Here is a 25,081-nt window from a genome sequence, read left to right as displayed (position 1 = left end):
AGGTTTTAACGAAAGAATACATTGATTTTCTTCCTTAGACGGAAAACAAAGGACTGTGTTTCCGGTCGCTGGAACAGATTGTTAGAGATCAAAGACGTGATCACCAGAGACGCTCCCAAAATTTCGCCGGAACTCACATGTTCTCCCGTCATGAAAGAAATACCGAGAGCGACAACCGGCACAAGATTGATAAAAAGAACCCCGTTTACTGATCCCAAAAGGCGATTGCCTGCATTCCAGGCAAAAACGCCCAAGATACCGGCACCAAGGATCATGTAACCAAGATCCCATGTCACCGAATAAAGCTGTTCCTCGTTCGGGAGATGAAGCCAGCCGATCATCGTTCCAACTCCTGTCAATCCGATGATGGAAAGACTTCCCAATGCGCAGGAAAGAGCCGTATACCGAAGCGGCGACCAATCGGGAAACTGGTTCCCTCCCCTGGTGTAGAAAACCCAGCAAAAGACCCCCGCCAATATAATCGTATCGGCAAAGAGACGGGATCCCATTGACTTCAGAAGACTGAAATCACCTTTCGTAACCACAAGAAGAACTCCAATAAATGCGAAGACAAGCATCAATATCGTAAAGGATGCCGGTTTTTTTCCGGAGGCATACCATGTCACGAAGGCCGCCAACAAAGGCATGGTAGCCGTGATGACCGCTGCGATAATGACCCCGTCGTGTCCCGAAATTTCCTGCTGTCCCTTAAACACCAGAAAGCCAAATCCCGCAAAACCCAACGTTCCGAAAACCCAAAGGGAGATCTCCCTTCCTTCTGTAGCAAACGCATGCCGCCCTTCCAAGAAGAAAAGGATCACCAGAAACAAAATGGAGGCAATCCCATAACGAATCGCCGTTAAATAAAAAGGATCCATAAATCTCAAGGCATGCTCCATCACTGGGAACATCGCTCCCCAAGAGGTGACCGCCAAGACACACATGAGAACGCCCAGAAAAAACGAATTCCCCATCACGATCACCTCCTTAAAATACAAATATCGCTTCTTGCCGACTGTTCTATTAAATGATAAAGTGCAAAATTACATTAGTAAAATTAATAATTATCATTTAAAGGATGAGAATAAATTCATATGACAATCATTCAGCTGCGTGTTTTAATGGAATTGAAAGACTTGGGAAACTTTACGGAAGTGGGAGAACGTCTTGGAATTACCCAATCGGCGGTTTCCCATGCGTTGGCGTCTTTTGAAAAGGAAATAGGCCTTATCCTTTTCAACAGGGATCGGCGGGGAGTCGTCCCGACGGAAGCGGGACACCGGATTCTCGAGCACGTTCGGGAAATCCTGCTTCGTGTGGACCGTATTCAGGAGGAGGCGTCATCCCTTTCCGGACTCAAGATCGGCAAAGTCAGGGTCGGCGCTCTCCAAAGCGCAGCGATTCGTATGATTCCTGGGATTATGGGGACCATGAGACAGAAATTTCCTGGGATCGAGATTTCCGTCTTTGAGGGAACCGATCAGGAAGTTCTGGAATGGATGAAGTCAGATACAGTAGACCTAGGAATACTGACGGCCCCTTGCGCTAGTAGTCTGGAGGTATTTCCACTGATCTCGGACCGGATGTTCGGAATCCTTCCAGAAAATCATCCTCTCGGAAACCGGCAATCTCTTTCACTCGACCAGCTCTCCTTGGAACCGATTATCCGGTCTTTGGGAAGTTGCGGAACTCTTGTGGCCTTGGGATTCTCAAAAGCCGGACTATCCCCGGGACTGAAAACAATCGAAGCGAGAAATATTTCAACGGTTTCCGCCATGGTTCGCTCCGGAGCAGGTTCGGCCATCCTGCCTGGATTGGCCGTACCCAAGGACCATACGGGAATCCGGGTCATTCCCATCGACCCTCCCATTTTGAGACAAATTGTCCTTGCAGCTCCAAAGTTCCAATCCTTATCTCCAGCCGCCAAAGTCTTTGTTGAACATACCAGGGAGTGGGTCGGTAAACGGTTTGAAGATTTGGGCTGATGGATTTCCTTTTTTGTTTGATTATTCATTCGGGAATCAGGGAAAGTGAGTGATATTATCCCGAAAATTCTCAGAGAAGAATTTTTAGACCTGAAAAAATCAGAAAACTGACACATTATTCTTGCGGCAGGTGACAATTCATCGTTCGACTCCTACATCCGAGTTTTTTCTATCCAATCTTCCATGTCCATGGACGGAACTGCCGAACATTTCCGTCCATGGCTCTGATTCCAGACCACTCCCAATGCTTTTCCTTTCTAAAAATGGAACACCGTCGGAAGGATCAATGACAAGACGATCAGTCTGGGCAGATCTTTCAAGAGATCCAATTGGTGAATCCCAAAATCGGGAAATTTTTTCAAATATTCTCCGGAGGATCATTAAGTTATTCTGCAAGAGATTTTGGTGATATAATCTTTTTTGCATATTGATCATTTTTTGACAACCAGAATGGGTTTAAGGGGACATAATGGCAAGCCCAATTGGATATCAATGGATTATCGACAATTTGGATCTTCGGGTTCCCGGGAGTACGACCATATCGACCATTGGGGAACCCGGAGAGTCTTACAGAAAAGATCACCCGTTTCAGAATATCAGGGTCTTCCGGAAGGAGTATGCGGTTCCGGATACTCCGATGGCTCACCTCTCTTTTGCACTGAAACATGAAGAAACGGATCTCTTCCTGATCCAGTGCATTTTTGACAAAATCGGAGAAGACGTGATTTCGGATTTTGTCATGATGAATCCGGGAGGGCTTTATGAGCGGAAAATCGGATTTCTCTATGAGTTCCTGACTGGAAGGACACTGCCAGACCCGAAAATCCATAACGGAAATTACGCCGGGTTGATCGATGGCAACTTGTATTTCACCGGAGAAATTCGGAAAAATAAAAAGTGGAGGATCGATGACAATCTTCTTGGGGACCGGACGTTCTGTCCGGTCGTCAGAAAAACCCCGCTCATTTCCGAATATCTGGCCAAGAATCTTGGAGAGAGAGCCAGGGAGCTTCTCAAGTCCTATTCTCCTGAACTGGTCCATCGAGCGAGTCAGTACCTTTTCCGGAAAGAAACGAAATCCTCTTTTCTCATAGAGAGAGAAACGGCCAGTATGAGCCGGATCGAACGGTTTTCCAATGCTCTTGAGAAAAGCTCCTCATATCCCTGTGAATCACTCCGTGACTTTGTACGGATACAAAATCTTGTCGTCGATCCCTCCTATCGGGAATCAGGCTATCGTTCCGCCCAGAACTATGTCGGGGAATCCCGGGTTGGCGGGGAAGTGGTCCATTATATCGCTCCGGATCCCCAGGATGTGGAATCTCTGATGTCGGGACTTGTCCACTCGATGAACCGAATGCAATCGGCCGTGCCGCCTGTTGTCGAGGCGGCGGTCGTCTCTTTCGGATTTGTGTTCATTCATCCTTTTTCGGACGGGAACGGACGGCTTCACAGATTTTTGATTCACAAGATTCTTTCAGAAAGGGGACTGACTCCGGACAGTGCCATTTTTCCTGTCTCTTCCAATATTCTGGCCCATCCGGTCGAGTATGATCACTGTCTTGAGACTTTTTCAAAAAAGGTCATGGCGTTGACGGACTATTTCATCGACAGGGACGGGATCATTTCCAGGGAAAATCGTTTTCCGGGACTCTATCGATACTTCGATGCGACTCCGATGGTCGAATATCTTTACAAGACGATCGAGCGTGTTATCGAAGAGGACCTGAAAGAAGAACTTTCCTTTCTGGTCCGCTATGACGGGGCCAAAAAGGAAATCCAGAACAGGTTCGAACTGCCTGACCGGTTGGCGGATCTTTTTATCAGACTTTCATTGGAGAACAATGGGGTGGTTTCAAAGAACAAACAGAAATCCCTTTTCGGAAATCTCCCTGAAGAGGAGATGGAAGGACTTCGGGAGATTTATGGCAACCATTTTTCACAAGAGGAGATGCCGCGAGAGATCTCCTGAGAGACTTTTGATCAGCAAAGGAGATCTTCTCCTCTGCCTCTTCGTAAAGATGGGTCTTGATTATTTGACGGTGACATCGATCGAGCCTCTGGCTTTTAGCAGATTATGATGGACCGTTGCGGCTCGAAGCATGATCGTGTGAACTCCCTTGCCGAGCGTGAGAGCAAGAGGATTTTGATGAGTGGACTTCAGGAAGTTTCCATCGATGAAGACATGGACATGGTCGGCCCGCCATTCGTGATGAAAGGCATATTTCACCATGACATGCTTTCCGACCACTGCGCCGTTTTTGGGGGAGATAATCTCAACCACAGGTTTTTCCCAGGCCGCTCCGCAAAAAACAAGAACGGACGCTCCCATTATGATGCGACCCAACCACCTGTTCATTTTCCCCCCTTTTGATGATGGTGAACCCCAAAAAAGAGATTTTGGTCTCGTCTTCTTTTTGTGGTTCTCTGCTTTCGACATAACGCCGGAAGGAGGAACCCACAATCGGAAGGGTAGCGTTCAGCGGGCAATTCGATTGTCTTTAAAAGATGGAGCAAAATTTTCTGAGACTCATTTCCTGAGACTCTATGACGAGATTCTATAGGATCTATGACACGAGAAAAAGTCGCTCTCCCGGCGTTTGTTTAAGTTGTTTTGACATTAATAAGACTAGTCTTTAGACTAGGTCGATGAAGGTTAATGTCAGGACATCTTTCACACCCATGGCGACTTACGGAATGGTATCAAGAAAAAAAAGGAGATGCGCCCATTATCCCCGCTTTCACTAAAGGGCCTCAAGGAAAGAGGGGATGTTGCGCTAAACATGATGAAAACAGAAATCGGTGCTTATGAAGCGAAAACGAAACTTTCCGAGTTGTTGCGGTTGGTTGGAGATGGGCAGAGTTTTACGATTACCAATCGCGGTGAGCCGGTTGCGGATCTTGTTCCAAACATTGGCATTAAACGGAAAGACAGGGCTCTTGCGGTCAGGAAACTGAAGGAGTTGATGATGGTTCACCCTGTTCGGGATGTGAACATCAAGGAACTGATCTTGGAAGGCCGGAAATGAATTTTGTTCTGGACAACTCCATAACAATGCGCTGGTTCTTTGGCGACGGAATGCATCAAGAATTAGCCTATGCCACGGGTGTTCTTTCTGCCATGGAAGCTAACGTTGCCGTGGTTCCTGTGATCTGGAGGCTTGAAGTCTCCAATGTCCTCGCCAGAGCAGAATGGAAGGGATTGGTGACAGAAGCCCGGAGTTCATCATTCCTTTCGCTCCTTTCGGAGTTGGATATTGAAGTGGATATGAACACGGTGGATCATGCTCTTTCGGATACCCTTCAACTGGCTCGGCGGTATGCCCTATCCTCTTACGATGCTTCTTATCTTGAACTGGCGCTGCGTCATGGCCTGTCACTTGCGAGCCTGGATGAAGATCTGATGAAAGCTGCCGAAAAATCGGGAGTGAAGAGATTTGTTCCCTGATCTGGGGTTGGAGTTGTCCACGGTGAGATCTGAAGTCGTTTACCGTTTCTGGCATCTGGCCTACTCTGTCGAAAGTGTCGGGGAGGCGACACCAGAAAGCGTCCGTTGTTATGTCGAAAGCCAGGGGAGCAAGGAAAAACCGCGCAAAGCCAAACCGCCCGCTTGAGCCATTCCTGCCTTACAGTCCAAGAAGGGGAATGGGTGGGCTGTTCAACGAACGCTATCGTTCCTGGTCTCTGGATACGGAACACCTTGAGGCGTGTTGCATGCGATAGAGCACCAGAAGCGACATGGCCGCTATGGCCGTGCTTTGCCGATTTCGATGATCTGATTCATACAGTCGCAGACTGCCGTAAACTGGGAATCCGGCAGTCTGCCCATCGGGTGGGGTCCGGCCTTACGAACACGCCAGTCAAACGATTTGGGCTGATGGCACAACACGTAACTTGTTTGCCAGCGTTTCGGTTTTTTGCCGTCCCGACGGGGATGGCGAATGGATTGTCTGCGTTGTACTCGGCCGTTGTCATGGGCAATCCGATGACGAGGGAGGTTCTTTCGTTGAAAATCCGGGGAGAAAGAACCAAGAAGGGGTGGACGTTGCGCATTTCTCGGCCGGACTGCGGGTAGCCGTCGATCCAGATAATGGTCTGGCGCTCCGGTACCCAGAGTGGACCAGCCATTTCTGCAGGTTTCTTCACGGCCAGTTTTCGGCTCCGACCGATTCGGCTGCCATCGATTCTCCTCCGTGCCGGCTCGGATCGAATTGTGCCAGTTTCTCCTTCAGGGAAATATCGCGATTTTTGATCTCCGTGATCACTAAGTGGTTGTTTTCGACCGTGATCCGGACCCGGCTGTTCTCGTGCAGTCTCGCCTCCTTTGCGATGGCGGACGGTATTCTGAGACCCAAGCTGTTTCCCCAGCGTTTGATGTCGAGAACCTCTTCGGAAATGAGCCACCTCCTCATTAAATTGTATAAACATTAGTTTATACAATTTTGCGTCATTGTCTCAAACGGCTAGCCTCCTCCAATATGTGATGATTTTAGGGGAAGGGCCAGATCCCGAAACCCGAAGTCGTTCGAAAAAACAGGAAAGCTTCCCAGGAAAGAATCTCCTGAAGTTCGGATAGCTAAAATCTGGAAAGACCGCTGTAGTTCTCTCTCCAGAAGGCCGGAATGGCCGTGGGACCGATCTTGATCGTTCCATTGACCTTGATGGTGAAGTGAACACCCAGAAAGGGTTGCCCCAGATTGGGGAAGGGGTGATATTGGTCTTGAGCGGTCGATCTTCCGGAACACTCGAATCGTATTCCAGGTAAATGCCCTTTGAAGAGGAGGTTGGTCGTTTCGGTAGAATACCCGAAGTCACGGGCAATGTGGTCGGCATAGAGTCCAGCGGCATTGCTAAGAGCTCGATAGGTGAAGCTTCTTTCGACATCTCCTGTGCATCTGATCTCTTGGAGCCATGTCTTTTTTGGTAAGAAGTTTTTAAAGAATCGCAATCTTCCTCAACCGGCAGAGCCGGATCCCGGCTCTGGCCTGGTTTTTCAATGAAAAGCAGGAAGATCGATCAATCTGCACTCCGAATTTTTTCAAGGATTTTTGATTGGAAGACAATGCATCCTTGTTTGTCAGGAGATAGAGCGGTTTTTTAGATTTTTGAACATATTCATGAACTTTTTTATCCCAAAAGGGAGAAGCAATGCCGCCAAGATTTCCGATCGTGAAATACCGGAACTCTTCTGGCAGTTCAGGAATCACAAAAGCCAACGGTTTTGATCCCACCAGAACCAGAGCCTCTTTCGGAAGTCCTTTTGGGATTCCCCGCACTTGAAAATAGCTTTTCCCCCAGGAGATTCGCCCCCAGTCGGGATAATGGGGATTCATGGCATTAAAGAGAATGAAAGAGAGGGTGACGATCACGGCTCCCTTGCCGAGGAGGTATCGGAGAAGAAGAAAAATCAGAATGGGCGCAAGTTCTTCAAGGGGAGACAAATATCGGTAATAAGAAAAAGTCACTTCCCAGATGATAAAAGAGGCAACAAAAAAGGTCAGGAAAAATTGTTCATCCAAGGGAAAGGTCTTTTTTTCTACTTCTTTGATCTGTCCCACCGGAAAGGCTCTGGAAACAATCATCTTCAGTAAAACGAGAAGAATGAGAACATAGATGAACATAAAGGAATAATTTTCAATGCTCAGTTCGGCAATCTGATGTTGTTTTGTGAAATAGAATGGAAAGAAAATCCATTCGGCAAAAGATGACGGAAACCACCGATAGTCATGGGAATCGACGGAAAGTCCGTAGGGGGAATGAAAGAGAGTGTTGTAATAAGGAAAAAAGGGGTTCCCGAAGCGCTGATAGATTTTAAGAAACCAGAATCCTCCGGTGACAGCAAAACCAACACCACTTCCGGAAAGAAAAGAGATCAGGCGTTTGCTGTTCGTCGTGTTGATTCCCATCGAAAAGAGGACAGCAACGGCTATTCCCAGGATGTAAACGGCGTTCGTAAGTTTGAGTCCGACCCCCATTCCCATGAGTATACCGCCCCATATCCATCCGGAACTCGACTGATCGCCCATGCGGTGGAGGAGTATGGTCAGTCCGGACAATACAAAAAGTCCGGTCATAACATCTCCATTGGTGTTTCCAAGCTGAGAGAGAAAGTTGGGAACATAGAGTCCGGAAAGGGCAAGAAGAGTCTTGAAAACAATGCGGTAAGACGTTCTCTCAATCCTTTTGTCGATGAATATGCCGGCGATAAGATACAGGAAGATAAAGCCAAGACCGTCGAGTGTGCCGATAAGAAGTCCGACCGCGATCGGCGGAAGATTGTGAATCAAGAGAAAAATGAAGATGTTATAAAGCGGTTCGAGTAGGGACTGGATACCGGCTGGCATCATGTCTTTTTGCCAGGATCCTGTCCAGAAGGCATAGCCTGTGTAGTAATGGTAGTTCAGGAGATCCCAGTTCACATCCTGGCCCTGTGTCAGGGCCAGAAGTCCAAAAAGAAAGGGAGGCAGGATGAGAAGTGTCCTTTCGATCAATCGAAAACGACCGGGGCTCTCTTTCAACTGTCCAGAATCTTTCCGTCAAATGGATCAAGAGAAGTGATCTCTGAATGGTCAGGGGAGGGAATGCTCAGAAAGGCAAGCATTTTTGCCTCTTTTCGTCCACGGCTGACGGTATCGAGAATGAGACCCGCGAAAAAGCTTAGAAAGGCAAGAATCATCATACCCGTTGAGAGAAGGGCTGTCGGCAAGCGGGGGACAAGACCCGTCTGGAAATATTCCTGAATGACCGGGATTCCGACGGCCAAAGACATTAACGTCAGGTATAGACCAAACAGTGAAAAAAGGAGGAGCGGTTTTTCCTGTTTCAAGAGTATCAAGATCTGCATGAGGATCCTTTGTCCATCCCTGAAAGAATGGAGTTTGCTCTGGGATCCGGGAGGCCGGCTTCGATAGGGAGCTTTGACATTGATGATCGATACGCCCAATTCCAGCGCATGCACGACAATTTCTGTTTCGATCTCGAACCCTTCTGAAAAGACAGGAAAAGATTTGACAAAGCGGCGCGAAAGGGCCTTGTATCCTGAGAGCATGTCTGTTACCGCATCGCCGAAAAGGAGTTGGACAGTATCGGTCAGGACAATATTGCCGATTGCATGGCCCGGGCGATATGCCTCACGCGTCTTTTCTGCGACGCGTACACCATTTACGAGGTCATATCCTTCCGAGACCAGCTTCACCATTGATCCTGCGATTTCCGGATCATAAGTATCGTCGCCATCCACAAGGAGATAGATCGAAGCGTCGATATCCCGAAACATTCGGGATACGACAAATCCTTTTCCTTTCCGGTGTTCATGAAGGACGGTGGCTCCCCGGAGTCGGGAAATCTCGGCCGATTGATCGATTGAAGCATTATCGCAGACAAAAATAGAACAACCGGGAAGTGATTTGTGAAAATCATCAATAACTTTTCCGATGGTCAATGCTTCATTGAGGCAGGGAATCAGAACGGCGATACGGATCATCTTCCCTCACCGGGGAAATGGCGTGACACAATATCAAGAATCATCAAGTGTGCACCGTAACTTTCTATAAATGAGTCTTTAAAGGTGCCACTAAAGTCGTTGTTTAAAGAGAAACCTTTACAATTATCGCTTTAATATGGAAGGATTTCCAGAGAGGGTTCGCTTGTCCACGAGATAGTATCCCCATGCGAAGAAACCGAATTTTTAAATCAGGCTAATGTGAAACCATCTCAGGAATTGCCTGATCCAGTCTTCCATCCTTCTCCAGTTCTATATCGCTCGAGAATCCATCGGGCGAAAGGAAGGCTTCCGGTAAAAGCGGGGGAGACGGCATTCAAGACATGGATCGACTCCCGGTCGCCTTCGACTAGGAAGTCTGAAACCAGTGTCCGGGTTCTTGTGTTTAAAAGCTGTGCCCGGATGCCGGGTTTTCCCCAATGGGTAAACCGGGAAGGATCGATCTTTTTGACAAGATTTCTGGCCTGTTCGGCCATGTGGAGTTTTCGGTATTTCAGGATCTCATGAAGGGCCAGATCCCGAAACCCGAAGTCGTTCGAAAAAACAGGAAAGCTTCCCAGGAAAGAATCTCCTGAAGTTCGGATAGCTAAAATCTGGAAAGACCGCTGTAGTTCTCTCTCCAGAAGGCCGGAATGGCCGTGGGACCGATCTTGATCGTTCCATTGACCTTGATGGTGAAGTGAACACCCAGAAAGGGTTGCCCCAGATTGGGGACAGGGGTGATATTGGTCTTGACCGGCCGATCTTCCGGAACACTCGAATCGTATTCCAGGTAAATGCCCTTGAAGGGGAGAATGGTCGTGTCGGCAGAATACCCGAAGTCACGGGCAATGCAGTCGGCATAGAGCCCGGCGGCATTGATAAGAGTTCGATAGGTGAAGGTTCTTTCGACATCTCCTGCGCAAGTGATCTCATGAGGGCCAAGTCTTTTTTTGTAAGATGTCCCGTAAAAGAATCGGACGCCAGAAGAGACAAGGTCTTTTTCAAGAGTTCTGCAAATGGCAACCGGGTCGACGGTGGTCGTATTTGGGGACCATAGTGCGATCCCGGAAGTTCGGGCGTTGGGTTCAATATCAGAGAGCTCTTTTTCGTCGATGACGGTGACATTGACACCGTTTCTGTCCCCTCGTTTTTTGAGCTCGAGAATGCCTGCAGCCTCTCCTTCATTCTGGGCGACGACGACTTTCCCACAGGGGTTCATAGGAAGATTTTTTTCCAGGCAATACTCCCGCCAGAGACGATTGCCATCCCGAGTGAATTTTGCCTTCAACGAATCGCCGGTGTAGTAGAATCCGGCATGGAGAACTCCACTATTTCGCCCGCTGGCGTGAAAGGCCGGAGTTTGTTCCTTTTCGATCACGCACACAGTGGCCAGCGGCTCCGATTTCCGGAGTTCTTGTGCCAGAGCAAGCCCCATGATTCCCGCGCCGATGATCAGATAGTCCGTTGATACGGTTTTTTCTTCTAAGTCCGATTTCCTTTCGATGAATACCTGCCTAAAGGTCTTTATGTCGCAACATCTTAACATTCTGAAGGTAGAGCGACAATTTTTGAACTTTTCATCCTTACTGATTGAGTGTTGATCTCCTGATTACCTAATCTGGATCCTGATTGGGATCTGTTGAAAGAATTTCATTTTTGCTAGGATGTAAAGAACTTTTACTTATTTATCGGGATGTCCGGGACAGAGGATTTTTTGTCGCTCCTCTATTCGACAAATATGCCGAATAGATATGGGTAAGGCGACACAGGCTGTTTTGTCTTGAGTTGTCTAAAAACACACTATCATGGAGGGGATTTCAGGGCATTGGGTAACAGAATGGTCGAAAAGGCCTCAGACGATATTCGGATTAGCCTTCTCTCTTATCCTCTCTGGATGACTCTTGGATGGCAGGACATCAAACAGCGCTACCGACGATCCTCACTCGGGCCTCTCTGGATCACCCTGAGTCTCGGAATTACCGTCCTGACCATGGGATTTCTCTATGCGAAGCTGTTCCATCAGGATATCCATACCTATCTGCCCTTTCTCTCGGTGGGAATGGTTTTTTGGGCTTTGGTCTCCTCTTTGATCACCGATAGCACCACCGTTTTTATCGGTGCTGAAGGGATCATCAAGCAGATCCCCATGCCTTTTGGCATCCATGCTCTCAGGATGATCTGGAAAAATATCATTATCTTTTTGCACAACATGGTCGTTGTGGTTGCTGTAATGCTCTTTTTTGGAGTTGCTCCTGGCGTTAATCTTCTTCTTTTTCCCTTGGCTGTTTTTCTGATCATGCTAAACGGCTTCTGGGTTGCAATCCTCCTGGGGATACTGGGAACCCGGTATAGGGATATCTCCCAGGTCGTCTTGAGTGTCGTCCAGATCCTTTTTTTTATTACGCCGGTGATGTGGTCTCCATCAAGTATTCAGGGCAAGGTTTGGATCATGGAGTGCAATCCTCTCTTCCATATGATGACAATCGCCAGAAATAGCCTTCTCGGCGGGCCAGTATCTCTTGGGTCTTGGGGTGTGGTGGCTGGCATGGCTGCTCTGGGATGGCTTGTCGCCTTTCGGATGCTGGTCCGCTATCGCTCCCGCATCGCTTACTGGCTTTGAAACTTCCGAATGACAAGGATTCTCTAAATTGAGCGTTTCGATCATCGCCGACAATGTGACAGTGGATTTTCCGATTTATAGCACCCCCCACCGTTCTCTCAAGAAGAGTCTTCTGAAGATCGCAACCGGGGGCCGCATTTCTTCCGATGCCGGAGGGGCAGTCGTTGTGCGGGCCTTGGATGGGATCAGTTTTGAACTTAAAGAAGGGGATCGATTGGGTTTGACCGGCCACAACGGCTCTGGAAAGAGCACGCTTCTCCGTGTATTGGCGGGAGTCTATGAGCCTACAGGCGGGAGTCTATCAGTACAAGGACGTATTGCCTCACTTCTTGATATTTCAATCGGTATGGATCATGAAGCATCCGGTCTTGAAAATATCTTTCTACGGGGGATTCTTCTCGGGCTTTCCAAGTCAGATATTCAGAAAAAGACCGAAGAAATTATCAACTTTTCAGGCTTGGGAGATTTTATCGATCTTCCGGTCCGGACTTACTCTTCTGGAATGACAATGAGATTGGCATTTTCGATTGCAACGAGCGTGGAAGCGGATATTCTCCTCATGGATGAATGGCTTTCAGTTGGGGATGCCGATTTTGTGAAAAAGGCGGAAGACAGGCTCAAGGCACTGGTCAACAAGACTCCCATTCTGGTCATGGCCTCTCATTCGCCTGAGATTTTGAAAGAAGTGTGCTCTCGTGTCATGCGGCTTGAGAAGGGGAAGATCTGTCTCGAAGGGGGCTGATATGCATTCCAAGCCGATAGGGAGCAGGGGATTCCTCCGATGAAAACCGTCCGGATGTTCGGGATCTCCGTGGCATCGATTACTTTGAGTGAAGCGTCAGAAGTATTTTCTGAGATGGCACGGAAAAAAGAAACTCGAGTGATTTTTACGGCCAATGCCGAACATATTGCTTTGTTAACATCTAACAGGGAGTTTCAAAAGGCTTATCATGAGGCAGATTTTGTTCTTGCCGACGGAATGCCTCTGGTCTGGTTCAGTCGTTTGATCGGAGAAAGACTTCCGGAGAGGGTGACGGGATCGGACCTTCTTCCGGAGCTTTGCCGAATGGCCGAGAGAAAATCGCTAAAAGTTTTCTTTCTGGGTGGAACGGAGGATGTAACTCCCAAAGCCATCGAGAATCTCCTCAAGCGGTTTCCAAGCATGAATGTGGTAGGTTTTGCGACTCCCTGGATCGATTTTGCTCATGACGAAAAGATCCATTCCGATCTTCTCGAAACGATCAATCAATCAGGTGCGGATATTGTTTTTATCGGATTCGGTGCGCCCAAGCAGGAAATCTGGATCGCAAGGAACCAAAAAAAATTAAAGACAGGCATTGTTCTGGCGGTTGGGGGAACTTTTGATTTTTTAGCAGGAAAGACCATTCGGGCGCCTCTTTGGATGCAGAAAACAGGACTGGAGTGGTTTTGGCGACTTATCCATGAGCCTAAGCGTCTCTGGAGGCGGTACCTGATTGGAAATGTGATATTCCTTCTTATAGCTTGGAACGAGTGCCAAAAAAAATACAAAAATGATTTGCACTTCAAATGATATAATATATCATCTGAATTTTTGATATTTAGACGTTAATTTTTTTGTTATTCCCTTTCAACCTTTTTAACCTTTATAGAGGGTCAAAATTTATTCTGGTTTGCTCAAGAGAAGGTTTAAAATGCCTGAGGAATCGATACCTGTTTTGAATTATCGGAGTTGGATATGTATCAAGTCGAACATGACCACCCCGCTAGATTTTTGGCGATCAAATTTGTCCACCTGATTGAATAAAAATCTCTGCATCCCCAATGTCCTGGTTAGAAAATGGGGACCTGCGGAGTGAAAAAGACCTCGCTAAGCCACCGGTTCAAGGATGACTTTCTGTCCCAGTCTGGTTAGAAAATGGGGATCTGCGGAGTGAAAAAGACCTCGCTAAGCCACCGGTTCAAGGATGACTTTCTGTCCCAGTCTTTCAAGCTGTTTTACATATCGCCGGATGGCATGATCTTTCTCCCGCTTCTCCAGAGAGACCGCTCCGAGTTCGGCATAAGGCTTCCGGTCGGAGAGGATGTGATAACTGATGCAGAGGATCGAATGAGCCACCGCCACAATCGCCTTCTTGTGACCCCGATGCCGCATGATTCGGCGGTATTGGGCCGACAGGGACGAATCGGTCTCTCGGACCGCCGCCAAAGCGGATTCGGTGAGCGCGATCCGGAGCCACCGATCCCCCTTCCGGGTCTTGCCGGACTTGTGTTTTCCGGCACTTTCGTTGTTGCCGGGACACAACCCCGCCCAGGAAGCCAGGTGTCCCGACGAAGGGAAGCGTCCCATGTCGGGCCCGATTTCCGCAATGAGGACTTCGGCCGTGCGGCGGTTCACCCCGGGAATGGTGTCCAGCAGGGCAACCGCCTCATCGAAAGGGGTGATCTCCTCCGCGATCCTCTGGCTGAAGGCGTCGATCTCATCCTCCAGGTAGTCCAGATGGGCGAGAATCCGGCTGACCAGAAACGCATGGTGCGACCGGAACCGACCCGTCAACGCCTTCTGCAAAGTCGGCAGCTTCTTCTTCAGTTTACCTCTGGCCAGATCCGACAGTGCGACCGGATCGGCCTTCCCTTCCACCAAAGCTTCAATCATGGCCCGTCCCGAGACCCCCAGAATGTCCGTCGCCACCGACGACAGCTTGATCCCGGCGTCCTGCAAGAATTTGTGCAGGCGATTGGCTTCCCGCGCTCGCTCCTGGATCAGGACCTTCCGATGTCGAGTCAGATCTCTCAGATCCCGGATCGGCTTGTCCGGCACAAAGCTTCCCCGCAGAAGCCCGTGCTCCAGAAGTTGCGCGATCCAGGCGCAATCCACCACATCGGTCTTCCGGCCCGGCACGTTCTTGATATGGGCCGCGTTGACCAGAAGAACAGTGAACCCCTCTTCCAGAATATAGTAGACGGGCTTCCAGTAGACCCCCGTGCTTTCCATTGCCACATGGGTCACTCCCAGGGATTCAAGCCAGTCCCGAAGAGCCAGAAGATCTGGCGTCATCGTCCCGAAGGTCTGGATCTCCTGAACCGTCTTTCCACCTGCTCCGGAAAGGTGGACACAGACCGCTACCGTGTCCTTGTGCACATCCAGTCCTGCACATCGCTCAATCAGCTGTTCCATTGGGGTCCCTCCTGCCAGAATGGTTACGACGGATCAATGAGTTGTCGTTCTCGGGGAGTCCCTCATCAGCGACTCTGGTTGGCGTGCTCGAGGCAACAATGCGGGGTTCCGGAAGCCTCCCTCGTCAGACTAGATACGGACTCTTGTTTCGGTACCAAGAAAACGCGACGTATAGCGAGAACGACAGCAAGAAGGATACCCCATTTTCATCCTGCAGGGTGAGCCCTGCTCATGACGACTAGATAATAATTAAGCAAGAGACATTGCGAAAGACGGGGTATCTACGACTGACTTTTTTTCCTACCTTTTTTATTGTATTGACTCCTGAAACAATTTGAACAGACATCAATGATATAAAGGAAAAAACCCAACTATATAGAGTCACTTAATGAGCTTATATAAAGAGTAGTCCACTCAGTGTTATGAGGGTAAAAAGGTGTTACAAAATGCCGAACAAGAAACAAGGATTGTCTTTTCACAAGAAAATCCTGAATTTTTAAATAATGTTTATATAATTATTCTTAATTATAATAATTATAAAGATAGCTTAGAATGTCTTGAAAGTGTTTTCAGGCTTAAATATGCGAAATTTACTGTTATTGTTTGTGACAATGGTTCGACAGACTCTTCTCTAGAGTTTCTGCAGAGATGGGCACAAGGTAACTTTATTCCTCAGTTTTCAGGGTTGGGAGCATCTTTTCTGGCTGGAAACGTAGTCCCAAAACCTATTCCATATCTCTTTCTGGATAAAGATAATCTAACACAAAGAACAATTAACCAAATTGAACAATTTCAACTTATTTTTTTAGATAATGGAGAAAATATAGGTTTTGGTGCAGGTAACAACGCAGGTATACGATTGGCATTAACGGACCCTAAGCTAGACTATGTTTGGGTACTGAATAATGATACGGTGGTTGACCCAGATTCACTGATACATCTCGTTAGGAAAATGATCTCAGATCCTTTATTAGGAGCCTGTGGTAACACAACCCTTTATTACCACGATCCTGAAATCATACAGGCTTTAGGTGGATTTTCTTTTATTCCTTGGATCGGAATGTCTAGGCAACTCGGTCACCTAAAAAAATGGAGGTCCTTTATTCATCGAAAAGATCTTGAAGAAAAAATAGAACAGAAAATGTATTGGATTCAGGGAGCTTCAATTTTTCTTAAAAGAGAATTTCTGGAAAAAATCGGATTGATATCAGAAGATTATTTCCTGTATTCTGAAGAACAAGATTGGGGTATTCGGAGTAGCCAAATCTTTCGCTCAGGATATGCGTCAAAGAGTATTGTTTACCATAAAGAAGGCCGAACGACAGGGTCAAATTCAATTAGGAGGGAAAAAAAATCCCTTTTTTCTGAATTCTATTTGACTAGGAGTCGGATAGTCTTTACAAAAAAGCACTACCCTCACTTTCTACCACTTATCTGCAGTGTTCAACTTTTTTTAGCTCTGATGAGGCTTTCTAAAAATCAACTAGGGAATGCTTTAACTATTATTCTTTGTATAATCTTTACTGGGAAAGAGAAAGCGAAGCAGATTGAAAATGAACATCCTTTTGAGGAATTTAAAGATTGGATTTTTAGTTCAAAAATTTTAGAGTTAATAATGAGTAGATTTTTTTGAAGGATTATTAAGAATGTGGTTAGTAATTTAAAAGTGAACCAACCGACCCCTCCTTTTAAGTTGTTGACCTCATCGTCAATGCTTTATAAGCGAGATAGGAAGCTTGGTGACGATCCGTAACGCGATTGAGATAACGGAAGCTCCCCGGTGCCAGATTATTTCTGAGAAGTCGACTCCTGTCATAGGACCAATAAAGGCCGTCATTGAAAACTGTCTCAAGAAAGACTTGAACATTCTTTAATGGAGCTTATTTATCATCTTTTTTATGAGTAATAACCTAACTTCTCTTTTGAAAGGAATAATTTTCCTTGTTATTAGGTAGATATCGGATTCGTACCTCGATAGGACATCATGCATGCCGAATATCGACTGTGCTGAATATTATTCTTCCGGTCATCAGTGTTAGATTCCTATGAAAACATAGGGAAAAAGGTGATTTTGTGAAGAAGATGGAAAAAGCCAAGAAGGCGTTATCAATCAGGGAGTACTTGAGATTTTTCCCGGATTTACGGGCATCAGTAAGAGCCCGGGAAACCGGGAATTTGATCGACAAGAACTTGAGCCTGGGGGTGCTATTTGGGAAATTGACAGGTTTTCCATGCACGAAGAGTTCTGAAAATCATGCGTTATAACTAGTGATATCTACAAGTAACAGAATGTAATCGCCTTTAAATCATATTTTGCATTGTTAGTCTTCTAGAAGAAAACTATCCATTTTGATCTATAATTCTAGAAAGGTATACTCCAATTTTTTGGGATTATGTTTATAAATTATTTTCTTTTAAAAATAATGAATTAAAAAATATTTTTCTTAATCACAATAAGGGTTCGCAAATGAAAATTGAAGAACAAGAATTATCTGGTATACTTTTGATTACGCCAAACGTTTTTGGAGATCAAAGAGGTTCTTTTTTTGAAAGCTGGAACCAAAAAGCTTTTAAGGAAGCTAATCTTGATTTTACTTTCCTTCAAGATAATCATAGCCGATCTCAAAAAGGTGTTCTTCGGGGTTTGCATTATCAAATTCAACAACCCCAAGGTAAGTTGGTTCGAGTAGCTTATGGTTCTATATTTGATGTTGCAGTTGATTTAAGGCGATCTTCTTCTAATTTTGGAAAATGGTTCGGTGTTGTTTTATCTGATGAAAACAATCAAATGCTATGGATTCCTCCTGGTTTTGCTCACGGTTTCTACGTACTCTCTGAGAGAGTGGACTTTTTATACAAAACAACAAATTTTTATGAGCCTAGTTTAGAACGCTGTATTCTCTGGAACGATCCTGATGTTGATATTAACTGGCCGTTCAAAGATCTTTCATCACCTATATTGTCAGTTAAAGATAAAAATGGTATCCACCTCAAAAATGCTGAGATTTATCCATAGTAAGATATTATCTATTTCGTATGATTTATTTGTCTACATTTCTAGTGGAAAATAAGTTTTAACCTTACTAATAAATTACTAATTAACTTAATTCTTTTATTTAGGGAGTGAAATGACAGGAAATTTTTTAAAATTTTTCTCTTTTTTAAAAAAATATGGATTTTTAAATACGATATTCTATGCATTTTATAAAATATTTCCAGGGAGCTTTCTTCTTCTTTTATCCAAAGGAAGGGGAGAAGTGCCTATTGCAGAGAATCCAGTTTATGATTATACGGATTGGAGTTCATTTGGAGGTGCACAAAAAATAACTGGCCCTCCCATGGCCAAAAAAACCTTTATCTGGTTTGTGCCCGATTGGTCAAATGTGTGGGGGGGAGGTCATTACACATTATTCCGATTTGCAAATTATTTTGCTCAAAAAGATACCCGGAATATTATTTACGTGTATAACAATGAACGGCATTTATCCAGCAATAATCTCCAGACTGAGTTAAACGAAGCACTACCTGATTGTAGATTAGAAGTTTATGTTGATGGACGATGTCTACCTGAGTGTTCAGCTGCAATTGCTACTACATGGCAATCAGCATATCAAGTCAGGTCATTTCCATTTTCAAAGGAAAAATATTATTTTATGCAGGATTATGAGTGTTATTTTTATCCATTTGGAACGACATCTTTACAAGCAAAAACAACCTATACATTTGGCTTTAAAGGGATCACTGGCGGAGGTTGGCTGAAGCATTGTTTTGAAATGCATGGAGGAAAAGCACAGGATTATTTTTTTGCGGCTGATAAGGAAATTTTCTTTCCATTTAGAGAAGCAAACTTTATTCGTCCTAAGGTAAAACGGATCTTTTTTTATGGAAGACCCTCTACTGAGAGACGCTGTTTTGAGCTTGGTATGAAAGTATTAAAGAAAATATCTGAGAATTATCCAGACGTTGAAATAGTTATAGCAGGGCTTAAACTAGCATTTAAGCCAAACTTTCAAGCTACATTATTAGGGAATATGAGTCTAAAAGATACAGGGAATCTGTATAGAACATGTGATATAGGTATTGCATTTTCTGCGACTAATCTATCCTATTTGCCGGTTGAGTTAATGGCATGTGGCGTTCCTGTTTTGTCAAATAATGGTCCACAAGTTGAGTGGATGCTAAAGAATCAAGTAAATTCATATTTAACCGATCCTGTACCTCAAGCTGTATTTGATGGATTTAAAAAGCTATATGATGACTTCGATTTGCGGCAAATGTTAGGCATAGGTGGGGTAAATACGATGAAGAATATTACTTGGGATAGTGAAATGGAAAAAATATATCATTATATAAACAACGAATAGCTATATTTTTATGGATATAACATGCATTGAACCATAAATAAAGGGGTACTACCCGAGCTTCATCGAATTTAGGAAGTGGCATCTATGCAAAGATGGAAGTGGTCTTCAAGTGGATGTTCCTCTTGCCCGAAGCAAAGAAAAGTCCCTGAGGACACCTTCAAGCAATAAACCATGAGCCATGACTGGATGAAAGAAGAGGAAGAGAAGCTAAAGTGCTGGATCTCGACAAGGTGAAGTAGACTGGGTAGGAGTTCTCCCGTAGAAATCGGTATTCTTTCCAACAGCGCTTTTAGAAAAGTACTCTCCAAGGAAGCGATCATCCGGGCAGAGGGAAAGATTGTGTTTCAGGAGGAAAAGCTGACATAAATCCTGAAAACGAAAGCGGAGCTTAAAACTCAGTAAGAGAAAGATAAACCCGCAAAGAGATGGAGACAAGAAGGAGATCTAGTTTTCGGATCTGGGGATAATCGAGTCTTCATGAAAAATAGCGAGAGTATGTGTACAACGCCCTGCTGGCGGTGAACATGGAGACCAAGATCCATTCTGGGTGGACCATTGTAAAGACGGAGGGCAAAGAGACCGTTTAGGTCTTATCGGGATTAGTTCCAGAAGAAGTGGTTGAATTATTGATGCACTTAGCTGTCCCCTCTAAACTCTTTTTCTCAGGGTTTGTCTGTTCTTCGAAAGGAAATGAATCTCGCGGACAGAGGGATAAGCATGCTTCTGGTGCTGTCCGGTGACTCCATCGTTCCAGACTCCCAGCGGAAAAACTGCTTTCAGGAGATGGTTTGTTTGATTGTCTTTGGATGAACAGATCCACTACACCTTAAGAATTATAAGGGTTGCCGGTGTACTTTTTGTTTAGGTGGTGTGAATAATCAGGGGAAAAATATTTTCTATTCATTTTAGACTAGATCCCTTTATTTTGTATGGAAATAGTCTATTATGATTCCCGTTTTGAGGGGACACTTTTTTCCTCGCCCAAAATACTGTCGGAGGAGCCCAAGTATTCCCAGTATACATGGGAGGAAGTATTTCCCCAAAAATAGCATTAGCGATATCGGGAACACGAATCCGAACGAGCTGTGATTGCCACAATTCATAACGAAACTGGTCAATCAATTCTATGTTGCACGAAGAAGAGGAAGTGAAAATGATAATAATGTTAAATTAGACTTTATACTTAGAACTGGGGGAGAAAGATTAGTGGATTTAAACACATAACATTTATTCTTGAGAGAGAAAATATTAAAATAATATTGTTTAGAGTGATCTAAGTAGGATGCTCCTGATCTTGCTGATCTAACCCTAGTTTATAAAAGGAATTATAGCTCCTTAGTCAATTGATAAAGGTATAATTCAAAAAATTTGCCTTTTTAAACGCTTTATTCATGTTTTGGAAATTATAAAACAATATAAGAGTCTCACGAATCAAATGACAGTTTTTGTTTTTTTACTATGCCCCTTCATTCGTAGAGGAAAAAATGAAGTTAATAAAAAGGTTATCACTAAATGGTGTAGTTCTGTTAGAACCTAATGAGGAATTAAATTCATACTGTTATTCTAATGTGTCATATAACAATGACGATTTCGATTCTTTAATAGGAAAAAAGGTAAGTTTCACTGAAGACAGAGTATTTTCTTTAAAGCAAGCAGAAATTCAAGGACTACATTATCAGATTCAAGACACCCAAGGAACACTGATTACCGTGTTAAGAGGGGAAGTTTATTGCGTAGCAGTTGATATTATGAAAAATTCCAGATTCTTAGGACATTGGAGAGGGGAGGTTTTGTCTCAAAAAAACCATACCCAAATGTGGATTCCAGAAGGTTATGCTAGAGGTTGGTTATCTTTAACAAACGAAACTCTAATTTATTCTAAATATACAAAAAAATGTAATGAATACTATCAGAGATATATTCACCACGATGATCCAATCATTGGAATTAAATGGCCTTTAATTCCTTATGAATATCCAATCGCCTTAGGGTATATCGTTAACAATAAGGATGGCCATTATAAAAAACTCAAAGATTCAGAATTATTGGAGGTAACAAATGAGTAATTTGCTAATAACTGGTTCGACAGGTATGTTGGGTTCTTATATCAGCCGTAATTTGAGTTTGTCCAATTTTAATTTGGTCATTCCACCGAGAAATGAGCTTGACTTAGATAACCCCCAAACTTGTTATGAGACGATATTGAAATACCGCCCGTATTGTATTATCCATATGGCAGCAGAAACTGATGTTGATTTATGCGAGAGAGCACCTCAAATAGCTGCAAGAAAAAATGCTCTTGCGACACAATCAATTGCGCAAGGAGCACGGGAATGTGGATCATATTTAGTATACATATCAACCTCAAATATTTTTAGCTCAGCCAATCAAATAATCTTTAATGAGTTAGATATTCCAAACCCGTCTAATTATTATGGGAAATCTAAATTTTATGGTGAGCAAGCTATAGCAATGTTTGGGCCCAAAGACTTTTTGATTATACGGGCCGGATGGATGATTGGCGGAGGAAGAGGAAAAGACCATAAATTCGTTGGTAAGATAATTGAAGCAATTGAATCAGGGGTTCCTGAAATCAAAGCTGTTAGTGATCGAATCGGTTCAATAACTGAAGCCGAATCACTTTCTTGTTTTATAAAATGGGCAATCGATAATAGACCAGCAGGCATTGTTCATTATGCAAGTATTGGGGGAATAAGCCGTTATGAGATTGCTTTGGAGTTATCTAAGATCCTAAAATATCGTGGCAAAGTGACTTCAGTTTCATCCTCTATGTTTCCATTATCAGCTCCAAGACCTTTGTCTGATGCAATTGAATCAATATACCTTCCATTAATGACTAGTGCTCCTTTTCCAGGCATGTGGAGAGAAGACCTTGAACGGTATGTGATGAATTTCTAGAAGATAATGTCAACAGATCAGATCATAGTTCTTGGAATCGAATTAAAGGTAGAGTATAAAATACGATTCCGTATACTCTTCCCGCATGATCAGCATCCTTTATTCTCACATCCTCCGAACAAGACTTAGGATCTTCTTTATAAACCACATCCAGTAGTTCTCCAAGAGGAGCAGGGGGATTTTAAGTGATTTTCCTTTAACGGTATTTTTAGAAAATCTTTCTCTTTATTTTTTATATCTGAATGCGATTTAATGCTTCTCAACAGAGTGAATTAGACCCATGTGTTAAGATCATTTTTTACTTTCTTAAAGACAATAGCTACAAATGAGGATGAACTGTCACCTTGCTCCTTCAGTGTATTTGACATTAAAAGAAATCTCACTATTCATCATCGGAGCAATCAGTCTCAGGGATGCTTCACCAAAAAGAGACGATTCTGACCATGATATTTAAGCTGGGACTTTCTGCCTAGAAACGGTGGAGAAAGCTCAAGGGACCAACCCCCTGACTCTAATTCTGGAATGAAAAAAATTTAAAGACAGAATCCTGGAGGGAAACTTAAAGCAGGATGCAGCCTGATGCTTTTAAACACGATTTTTGGCTATTTCTCATAATTGGCCCATCCCCGAATGATCGGGTTCAGCAGACCGCTGACGGCTTCTTGCGTCAGCGGTCTAGATTCCTTCAAGAAGTCCCGTACCATGCCCAGAAATGCCTTCACATTGTTGCATAACGCCCACATCCAGCAGTTCTCTCGTGAAGTTTTTGGAGATTTGTAAGTGATTTTCCTTTAACGATATTTTCTTACGAGAAATTTTACTTGATTTTTCATATCTGAGTGCGATTTAATGGTTCTCGACAGAGTGTAATCGGTAGGCATGGGTGGAAGAAAATGGACTCTTATCGCAGGTTCGCCGGATCGACCATCTGGGGATCGTCTCGGGTGTGGCTCGGAAGATCCGTCTGGTGGAGATCATCGACCGGATGATTCCGCCGGCTCCCCAGCGGGGTGTGACAGCAGGAGAGGCGGTCCTGGCCCTGGTGTTGAACGGCCTGGGCTTCGTCAGTCGTCCTCTCTATCTGACTCCGGCCTACTTCGAGACGAAGCCGGTGGGAACGCTGATTCGTTCGGGACTGACGGAAGAAGACCTCAACGAGTTCACCCTGGGCCGGGCTTTGGATGATCTGCACGAAGCGGGGCTCTCCGCGCTCTTCCTGCACCTGGCCAGTTCCGCCGTGGGGTTGTCGGAGAGAGGAACCACCTTCTTCCACCTCGATTCGACCTCTTTCACGCTCTCCGGACGGTATCCGCAGAGCGAAGCCCGGGAGGACGAAGAGGCGGAGGATGAGGGGGAACCGGCCGTGATTCGGATCACCCATGGGTTCTCGAAGGATCACCGTCCGGATCTGAAGCAGTTCGTGCTCAATATGATCACCCTGCACAAGAGCCGGATCCCGATCTGGGTGGAAGCCCTGGATGGGAACACCGTCGACAAGACCAGCTTCTCCCGGACGATCCAGTCCTTCCTGCAGCAGGTCCAGGGAGCGGAGACTCCCATGCTCTTCGTAGCCGACAGCGCCCTCTACACCAAGAAGACGATCGGAGAGCTGTCAGGCAAGATCCAGTGGGTCACGCGGGTACCCGAGACGGTTGGTCTAGTCCGCCACCTGCTGTCGGAGGTTCCTCTCGAGGCCTTCCGTCCGGGAGGAGAGGATCTTCCGGGGATCCGATTCTGCGAGGTGGGAACCACCTTCGGAGGCATTCCTCAGCGATGGATCCTGGTCTACTCCCAGACGTCCCGGGAACGGGAGGAGAAGACGCTGTCTCGAGCGGTGTCCCGGGAAAAGAAAGCGCTAGAGGCCTCCCTGCGCGCTCTGTCCCAGACGGTCTTCTCCTGTTCGGAGGATGCCAGGACCGCCTGGGAGGAGATCTTTGGAAAAGCCCGGTACCACCGGGCCTCCGAATGCGTCGTGTCCGAGGAAACGGGCCATGTCCGTTCCGGACGTCCCAAAAAGGACGCGAAACCGGAGATTCAGGGGTACCGGATCTCGGGATCCTTTGAGCCGGATCCCGAAGGGATCGATCGGGAGCTCCATCGCAAAGGGTTCTTTGTCATTGCCTCAAACCATCTGGATGACAAGGCCCTGCCCGCCCCGGAGATGATCGCGCTCTACAAGTCCCAGGGAACCTCGATTGAACCGGGGTTCCGCTTCTACAAAGATCCGCTGTTCTTTGCGGACGCGTTCTTCCTTAAGAGCGAGAAGCGCATCATGGCCCTGACGGTGGTCATGGGGATCGCCCTCTTGATCTACTCCCTGGCCGAAGAGGAGCTGCGCCGAACCCTCAAGACCCTGAAGGGGTCTGTTCCGGATCAGAAGAAGAAGCCGACCAGTCGCCCCACGATGCGCTGGATCTTCCAGTTGATGGAGGGCATAAACTGGATGCCCTCCCGAGGGGATCCCGCCGGGGCGATCTGGATGAAGGAGGTGCAGAAAAAGATCATCTCCTTCTTCTCCCCGGAGGTGAAAGCGATCTACGGCGTTCCCTGACC

The 25,081-nt window shown here is 45.6% G+C and carries 24 protein-coding genes and 1 pseudogene; 14 read left to right on the top strand and 11 right to left on the bottom strand.

What is annotated here, in order from left to right; all coding sequences use genetic code 11:
- Positions 1-5: 5 nt before the first annotated feature.
- Positions 6-974, bottom strand: coding sequence for a DMT family transporter (locus LFE_RS07010; RefSeq protein WP_014449533.1), 969 nt, complete (start codon positions 972-974; stop codon positions 6-8).
- A 120-nt stretch (positions 975-1,094) separates the two neighbouring features.
- On the opposite strand from LFE_RS07010, the gene LFE_RS07005 reads away from it, so the two are divergent.
- Together LFE_RS07005 and LFE_RS06995 are read left to right on the top strand one after the other, a co-directional pair.
- Positions 1,095-1,985 carry a LysR family transcriptional regulator gene (locus LFE_RS07005; protein WP_014449532.1) on the top strand — a complete coding sequence of 297 codons (891 nt, stop codon included), beginning with the start codon at positions 1,095-1,097 and terminating at the stop codon, positions 1,983-1,985.
- 469 nt (positions 1,986-2,454) lie between these two features.
- The gene (locus LFE_RS06995) at positions 2,455-3,957 is read left to right on the top strand and encodes a Fic family protein (RefSeq protein WP_014449531.1); all 1,503 of its coding nucleotides are present in this window, start codon (positions 2,455-2,457) and stop codon (positions 3,955-3,957) included.
- A gap of 60 nt (positions 3,958-4,017) precedes the next feature.
- Here the strand turns inward: LFE_RS06995 and LFE_RS06990 are convergent, their stop codons facing one another.
- Complete coding sequence (locus LFE_RS06990) at positions 4,018-4,344, bottom strand: Ig-like domain-containing protein (protein WP_014449530.1); 327 nt, start codon at positions 4,342-4,344, stop codon at positions 4,018-4,020.
- Positions 4,345-4,768: 424 nt separating this feature from the next.
- Here LFE_RS06990 and LFE_RS06980 point away from each other — a divergent pair, with 424 nt between their 5' ends.
- From LFE_RS06980 to LFE_RS14135, 3 genes are read left to right on the top strand one after another with little or no spacing between them, the layout of a single operon-like run.
- Positions 4,769-5,014: a type II toxin-antitoxin system Phd/YefM family antitoxin gene (locus tag LFE_RS06980; protein ID WP_198407998.1), complete on the top strand. Its 246-nt coding sequence runs from the start codon at positions 4,769-4,771 to the stop codon at positions 5,012-5,014.
- Positions 5,011-5,433, top strand: a complete 423-nt coding sequence (locus LFE_RS06975) for a type II toxin-antitoxin system VapC family toxin (RefSeq protein WP_014449528.1) — start codon at positions 5,011-5,013, stop codon at positions 5,431-5,433. Before LFE_RS06980 ends, LFE_RS06975 begins: the two co-directional genes overlap by 4 nt.
- A gap of 22 nt (positions 5,434-5,455) precedes the next feature.
- Positions 5,456-5,599, top strand: coding sequence for a hypothetical protein (locus tag LFE_RS14135; protein ID WP_158310251.1), 144 nt, complete (start codon positions 5,456-5,458; stop codon positions 5,597-5,599).
- A 131-nt stretch (positions 5,600-5,730) separates the two neighbouring features.
- Here LFE_RS14135 and LFE_RS13710 read toward each other — a convergent pair.
- The 7 genes and pseudogenes from LFE_RS13710 to LFE_RS14280 all read right to left on the bottom strand — a co-directional run bounded on the left by LFE_RS13710 (position 5,731) and on the right by LFE_RS14280 (position 10,903).
- Positions 5,731-6,113: pseudogene (locus tag LFE_RS13710) on the bottom strand (type II toxin-antitoxin system PemK/MazF family toxin).
- A gap of 14 nt (positions 6,114-6,127) precedes the next feature.
- A complete protein-coding gene (locus LFE_RS06970) occupies positions 6,128-6,397 on the bottom strand; it encodes an AbrB/MazE/SpoVT family DNA-binding domain-containing protein (protein ID WP_014449527.1) in 270 nt (89 codons plus the stop codon).
- A gap of 164 nt (positions 6,398-6,561) precedes the next feature.
- On the bottom strand, positions 6,562-6,933 hold the full coding sequence (locus LFE_RS06965; RefSeq protein ID WP_014449526.1) for a hypothetical protein: 372 nt from the start codon (positions 6,931-6,933) through the stop codon (positions 6,562-6,564).
- Positions 6,920-8,503 carry a glycosyltransferase 87 family protein gene (locus tag LFE_RS06960; RefSeq protein WP_014449525.1) on the bottom strand — a complete coding sequence of 528 codons (1,584 nt, stop codon included), beginning with the start codon at positions 8,501-8,503 and terminating at the stop codon, positions 6,920-6,922. The genes LFE_RS06965 and LFE_RS06960 overlap by 14 nt, the downstream gene beginning before the upstream one ends.
- Positions 8,500-9,468 carry a glycosyltransferase family 2 protein gene (locus tag LFE_RS06955; RefSeq protein ID WP_014449524.1) on the bottom strand — a complete coding sequence of 323 codons (969 nt, stop codon included), beginning with the start codon at positions 9,466-9,468 and terminating at the stop codon, positions 8,500-8,502. The genes LFE_RS06960 and LFE_RS06955 overlap by 4 nt, the downstream gene beginning before the upstream one ends.
- 230 nt (positions 9,469-9,698) lie before the next feature.
- Positions 9,699-9,962: a hypothetical protein gene (locus LFE_RS14285; protein ID WP_014449523.1), complete on the bottom strand. Its 264-nt coding sequence runs from the start codon at positions 9,960-9,962 to the stop codon at positions 9,699-9,701.
- A 110-nt stretch (positions 9,963-10,072) separates the two neighbouring features.
- Positions 10,073-10,903, bottom strand: a complete 831-nt coding sequence (locus tag LFE_RS14280) for an NAD(P)/FAD-dependent oxidoreductase (protein ID WP_198407995.1) — start codon at positions 10,901-10,903, stop codon at positions 10,073-10,075.
- Positions 10,904-11,305: 402 nt separating this feature from the next.
- On the opposite strand from LFE_RS14280, the gene LFE_RS06945 reads away from it, so the two are divergent.
- From LFE_RS06945 to LFE_RS06935, 3 genes are read left to right on the top strand one after another with little or no spacing between them, the layout of a single operon-like run.
- Positions 11,306-12,088, top strand: a complete 783-nt coding sequence (locus LFE_RS06945; RefSeq protein WP_070100177.1) for an ABC transporter permease — start codon at positions 11,306-11,308, stop codon at positions 12,086-12,088.
- A 28-nt stretch (positions 12,089-12,116) separates the two neighbouring features.
- A complete protein-coding gene (locus LFE_RS06940; protein WP_014449520.1) occupies positions 12,117-12,830 on the top strand; it encodes an ABC transporter ATP-binding protein in 714 nt (237 codons plus the stop codon).
- 39 nt (positions 12,831-12,869) lie between these two features.
- On the top strand, positions 12,870-13,640 hold the full coding sequence (locus tag LFE_RS06935) for a WecB/TagA/CpsF family glycosyltransferase (RefSeq protein WP_014449519.1): 771 nt from the start codon (positions 12,870-12,872) through the stop codon (positions 13,638-13,640).
- A 375-nt stretch (positions 13,641-14,015) separates the two neighbouring features.
- Here the strand turns inward: LFE_RS06935 and LFE_RS06930 are convergent, their stop codons facing one another.
- Positions 14,016-15,245 (bottom strand): IS110 family RNA-guided transposase, encoded by a 1,230-nt coding sequence (locus tag LFE_RS06930; RefSeq protein ID WP_014449518.1) that lies wholly within the window; start codon positions 15,243-15,245, stop codon positions 14,016-14,018.
- Between the two features lie 436 nt (positions 15,246-15,681).
- Here LFE_RS06930 and LFE_RS06925 point away from each other — a divergent pair, with 436 nt between their 5' ends.
- The 5 genes from LFE_RS06925 (at position 15,682) to LFE_RS06905 (ending at position 22,528) form a co-directional block, all read left to right on the top strand.
- Positions 15,682-16,878, top strand: a complete 1,197-nt coding sequence (locus LFE_RS06925; protein ID WP_014449517.1) for a glycosyltransferase family 2 protein — start codon at positions 15,682-15,684, stop codon at positions 16,876-16,878.
- Positions 16,879-17,712: 834 nt separating this feature from the next.
- Positions 17,713-18,261: a dTDP-4-dehydrorhamnose 3,5-epimerase gene (gene rfbC, locus LFE_RS06920; protein WP_014449516.1), complete on the top strand. Its 549-nt coding sequence runs from the start codon at positions 17,713-17,715 to the stop codon at positions 18,259-18,261.
- 112 nt (positions 18,262-18,373) lie between these two features.
- A complete protein-coding gene (locus tag LFE_RS06915; protein ID WP_041774166.1) occupies positions 18,374-19,609 on the top strand; it encodes a rhamnosyltransferase WsaF family glycosyltransferase in 1,236 nt (411 codons plus the stop codon).
- 1,484 nt (positions 19,610-21,093) lie between these two features.
- Positions 21,094-21,675, top strand: coding sequence for a dTDP-4-dehydrorhamnose 3,5-epimerase (rfbC, locus tag LFE_RS06910; protein ID WP_014449514.1), 582 nt, complete (start codon positions 21,094-21,096; stop codon positions 21,673-21,675).
- The gene (locus LFE_RS06905) at positions 21,668-22,528 is read left to right on the top strand and encodes an SDR family oxidoreductase (RefSeq protein WP_014449513.1); all 861 of its coding nucleotides are present in this window, start codon (positions 21,668-21,670) and stop codon (positions 22,526-22,528) included. The genes rfbC (LFE_RS06910) and LFE_RS06905 overlap by 8 nt, the downstream gene beginning before the upstream one ends.
- Positions 22,529-23,130: 602 nt before the next feature.
- Here LFE_RS06905 and LFE_RS14725 read toward each other — a convergent pair.
- Positions 23,131-23,271, bottom strand: coding sequence for a group II intron maturase-specific domain-containing protein (locus LFE_RS14725; RefSeq protein ID WP_081495375.1), 141 nt, complete (start codon positions 23,269-23,271; stop codon positions 23,131-23,133).
- Between the two features lie 140 nt (positions 23,272-23,411).
- On the opposite strand from LFE_RS14725, the gene LFE_RS06900 reads away from it, so the two are divergent.
- Positions 23,412-25,079: an IS1634 family transposase gene (locus LFE_RS06900; RefSeq protein WP_050989502.1), complete on the top strand. Its 1,668-nt coding sequence runs from the start codon at positions 23,412-23,414 to the stop codon at positions 25,077-25,079.
- The last annotated feature ends 2 nt before the right edge of the window (positions 25,080-25,081 follow it).

This window comes from Leptospirillum ferrooxidans C2-3 (genome assembly GCF_000284315.1).
GTDB classification, from domain to species: domain Bacteria; phylum Nitrospirota; class Leptospirillia; order Leptospirillales; family Leptospirillaceae; genus Leptospirillum; species Leptospirillum ferrooxidans.
The sequence above is the reverse complement of the archived record's forward strand: the minus strand, read 5'-3'. Positions and strand labels throughout refer to the sequence as shown.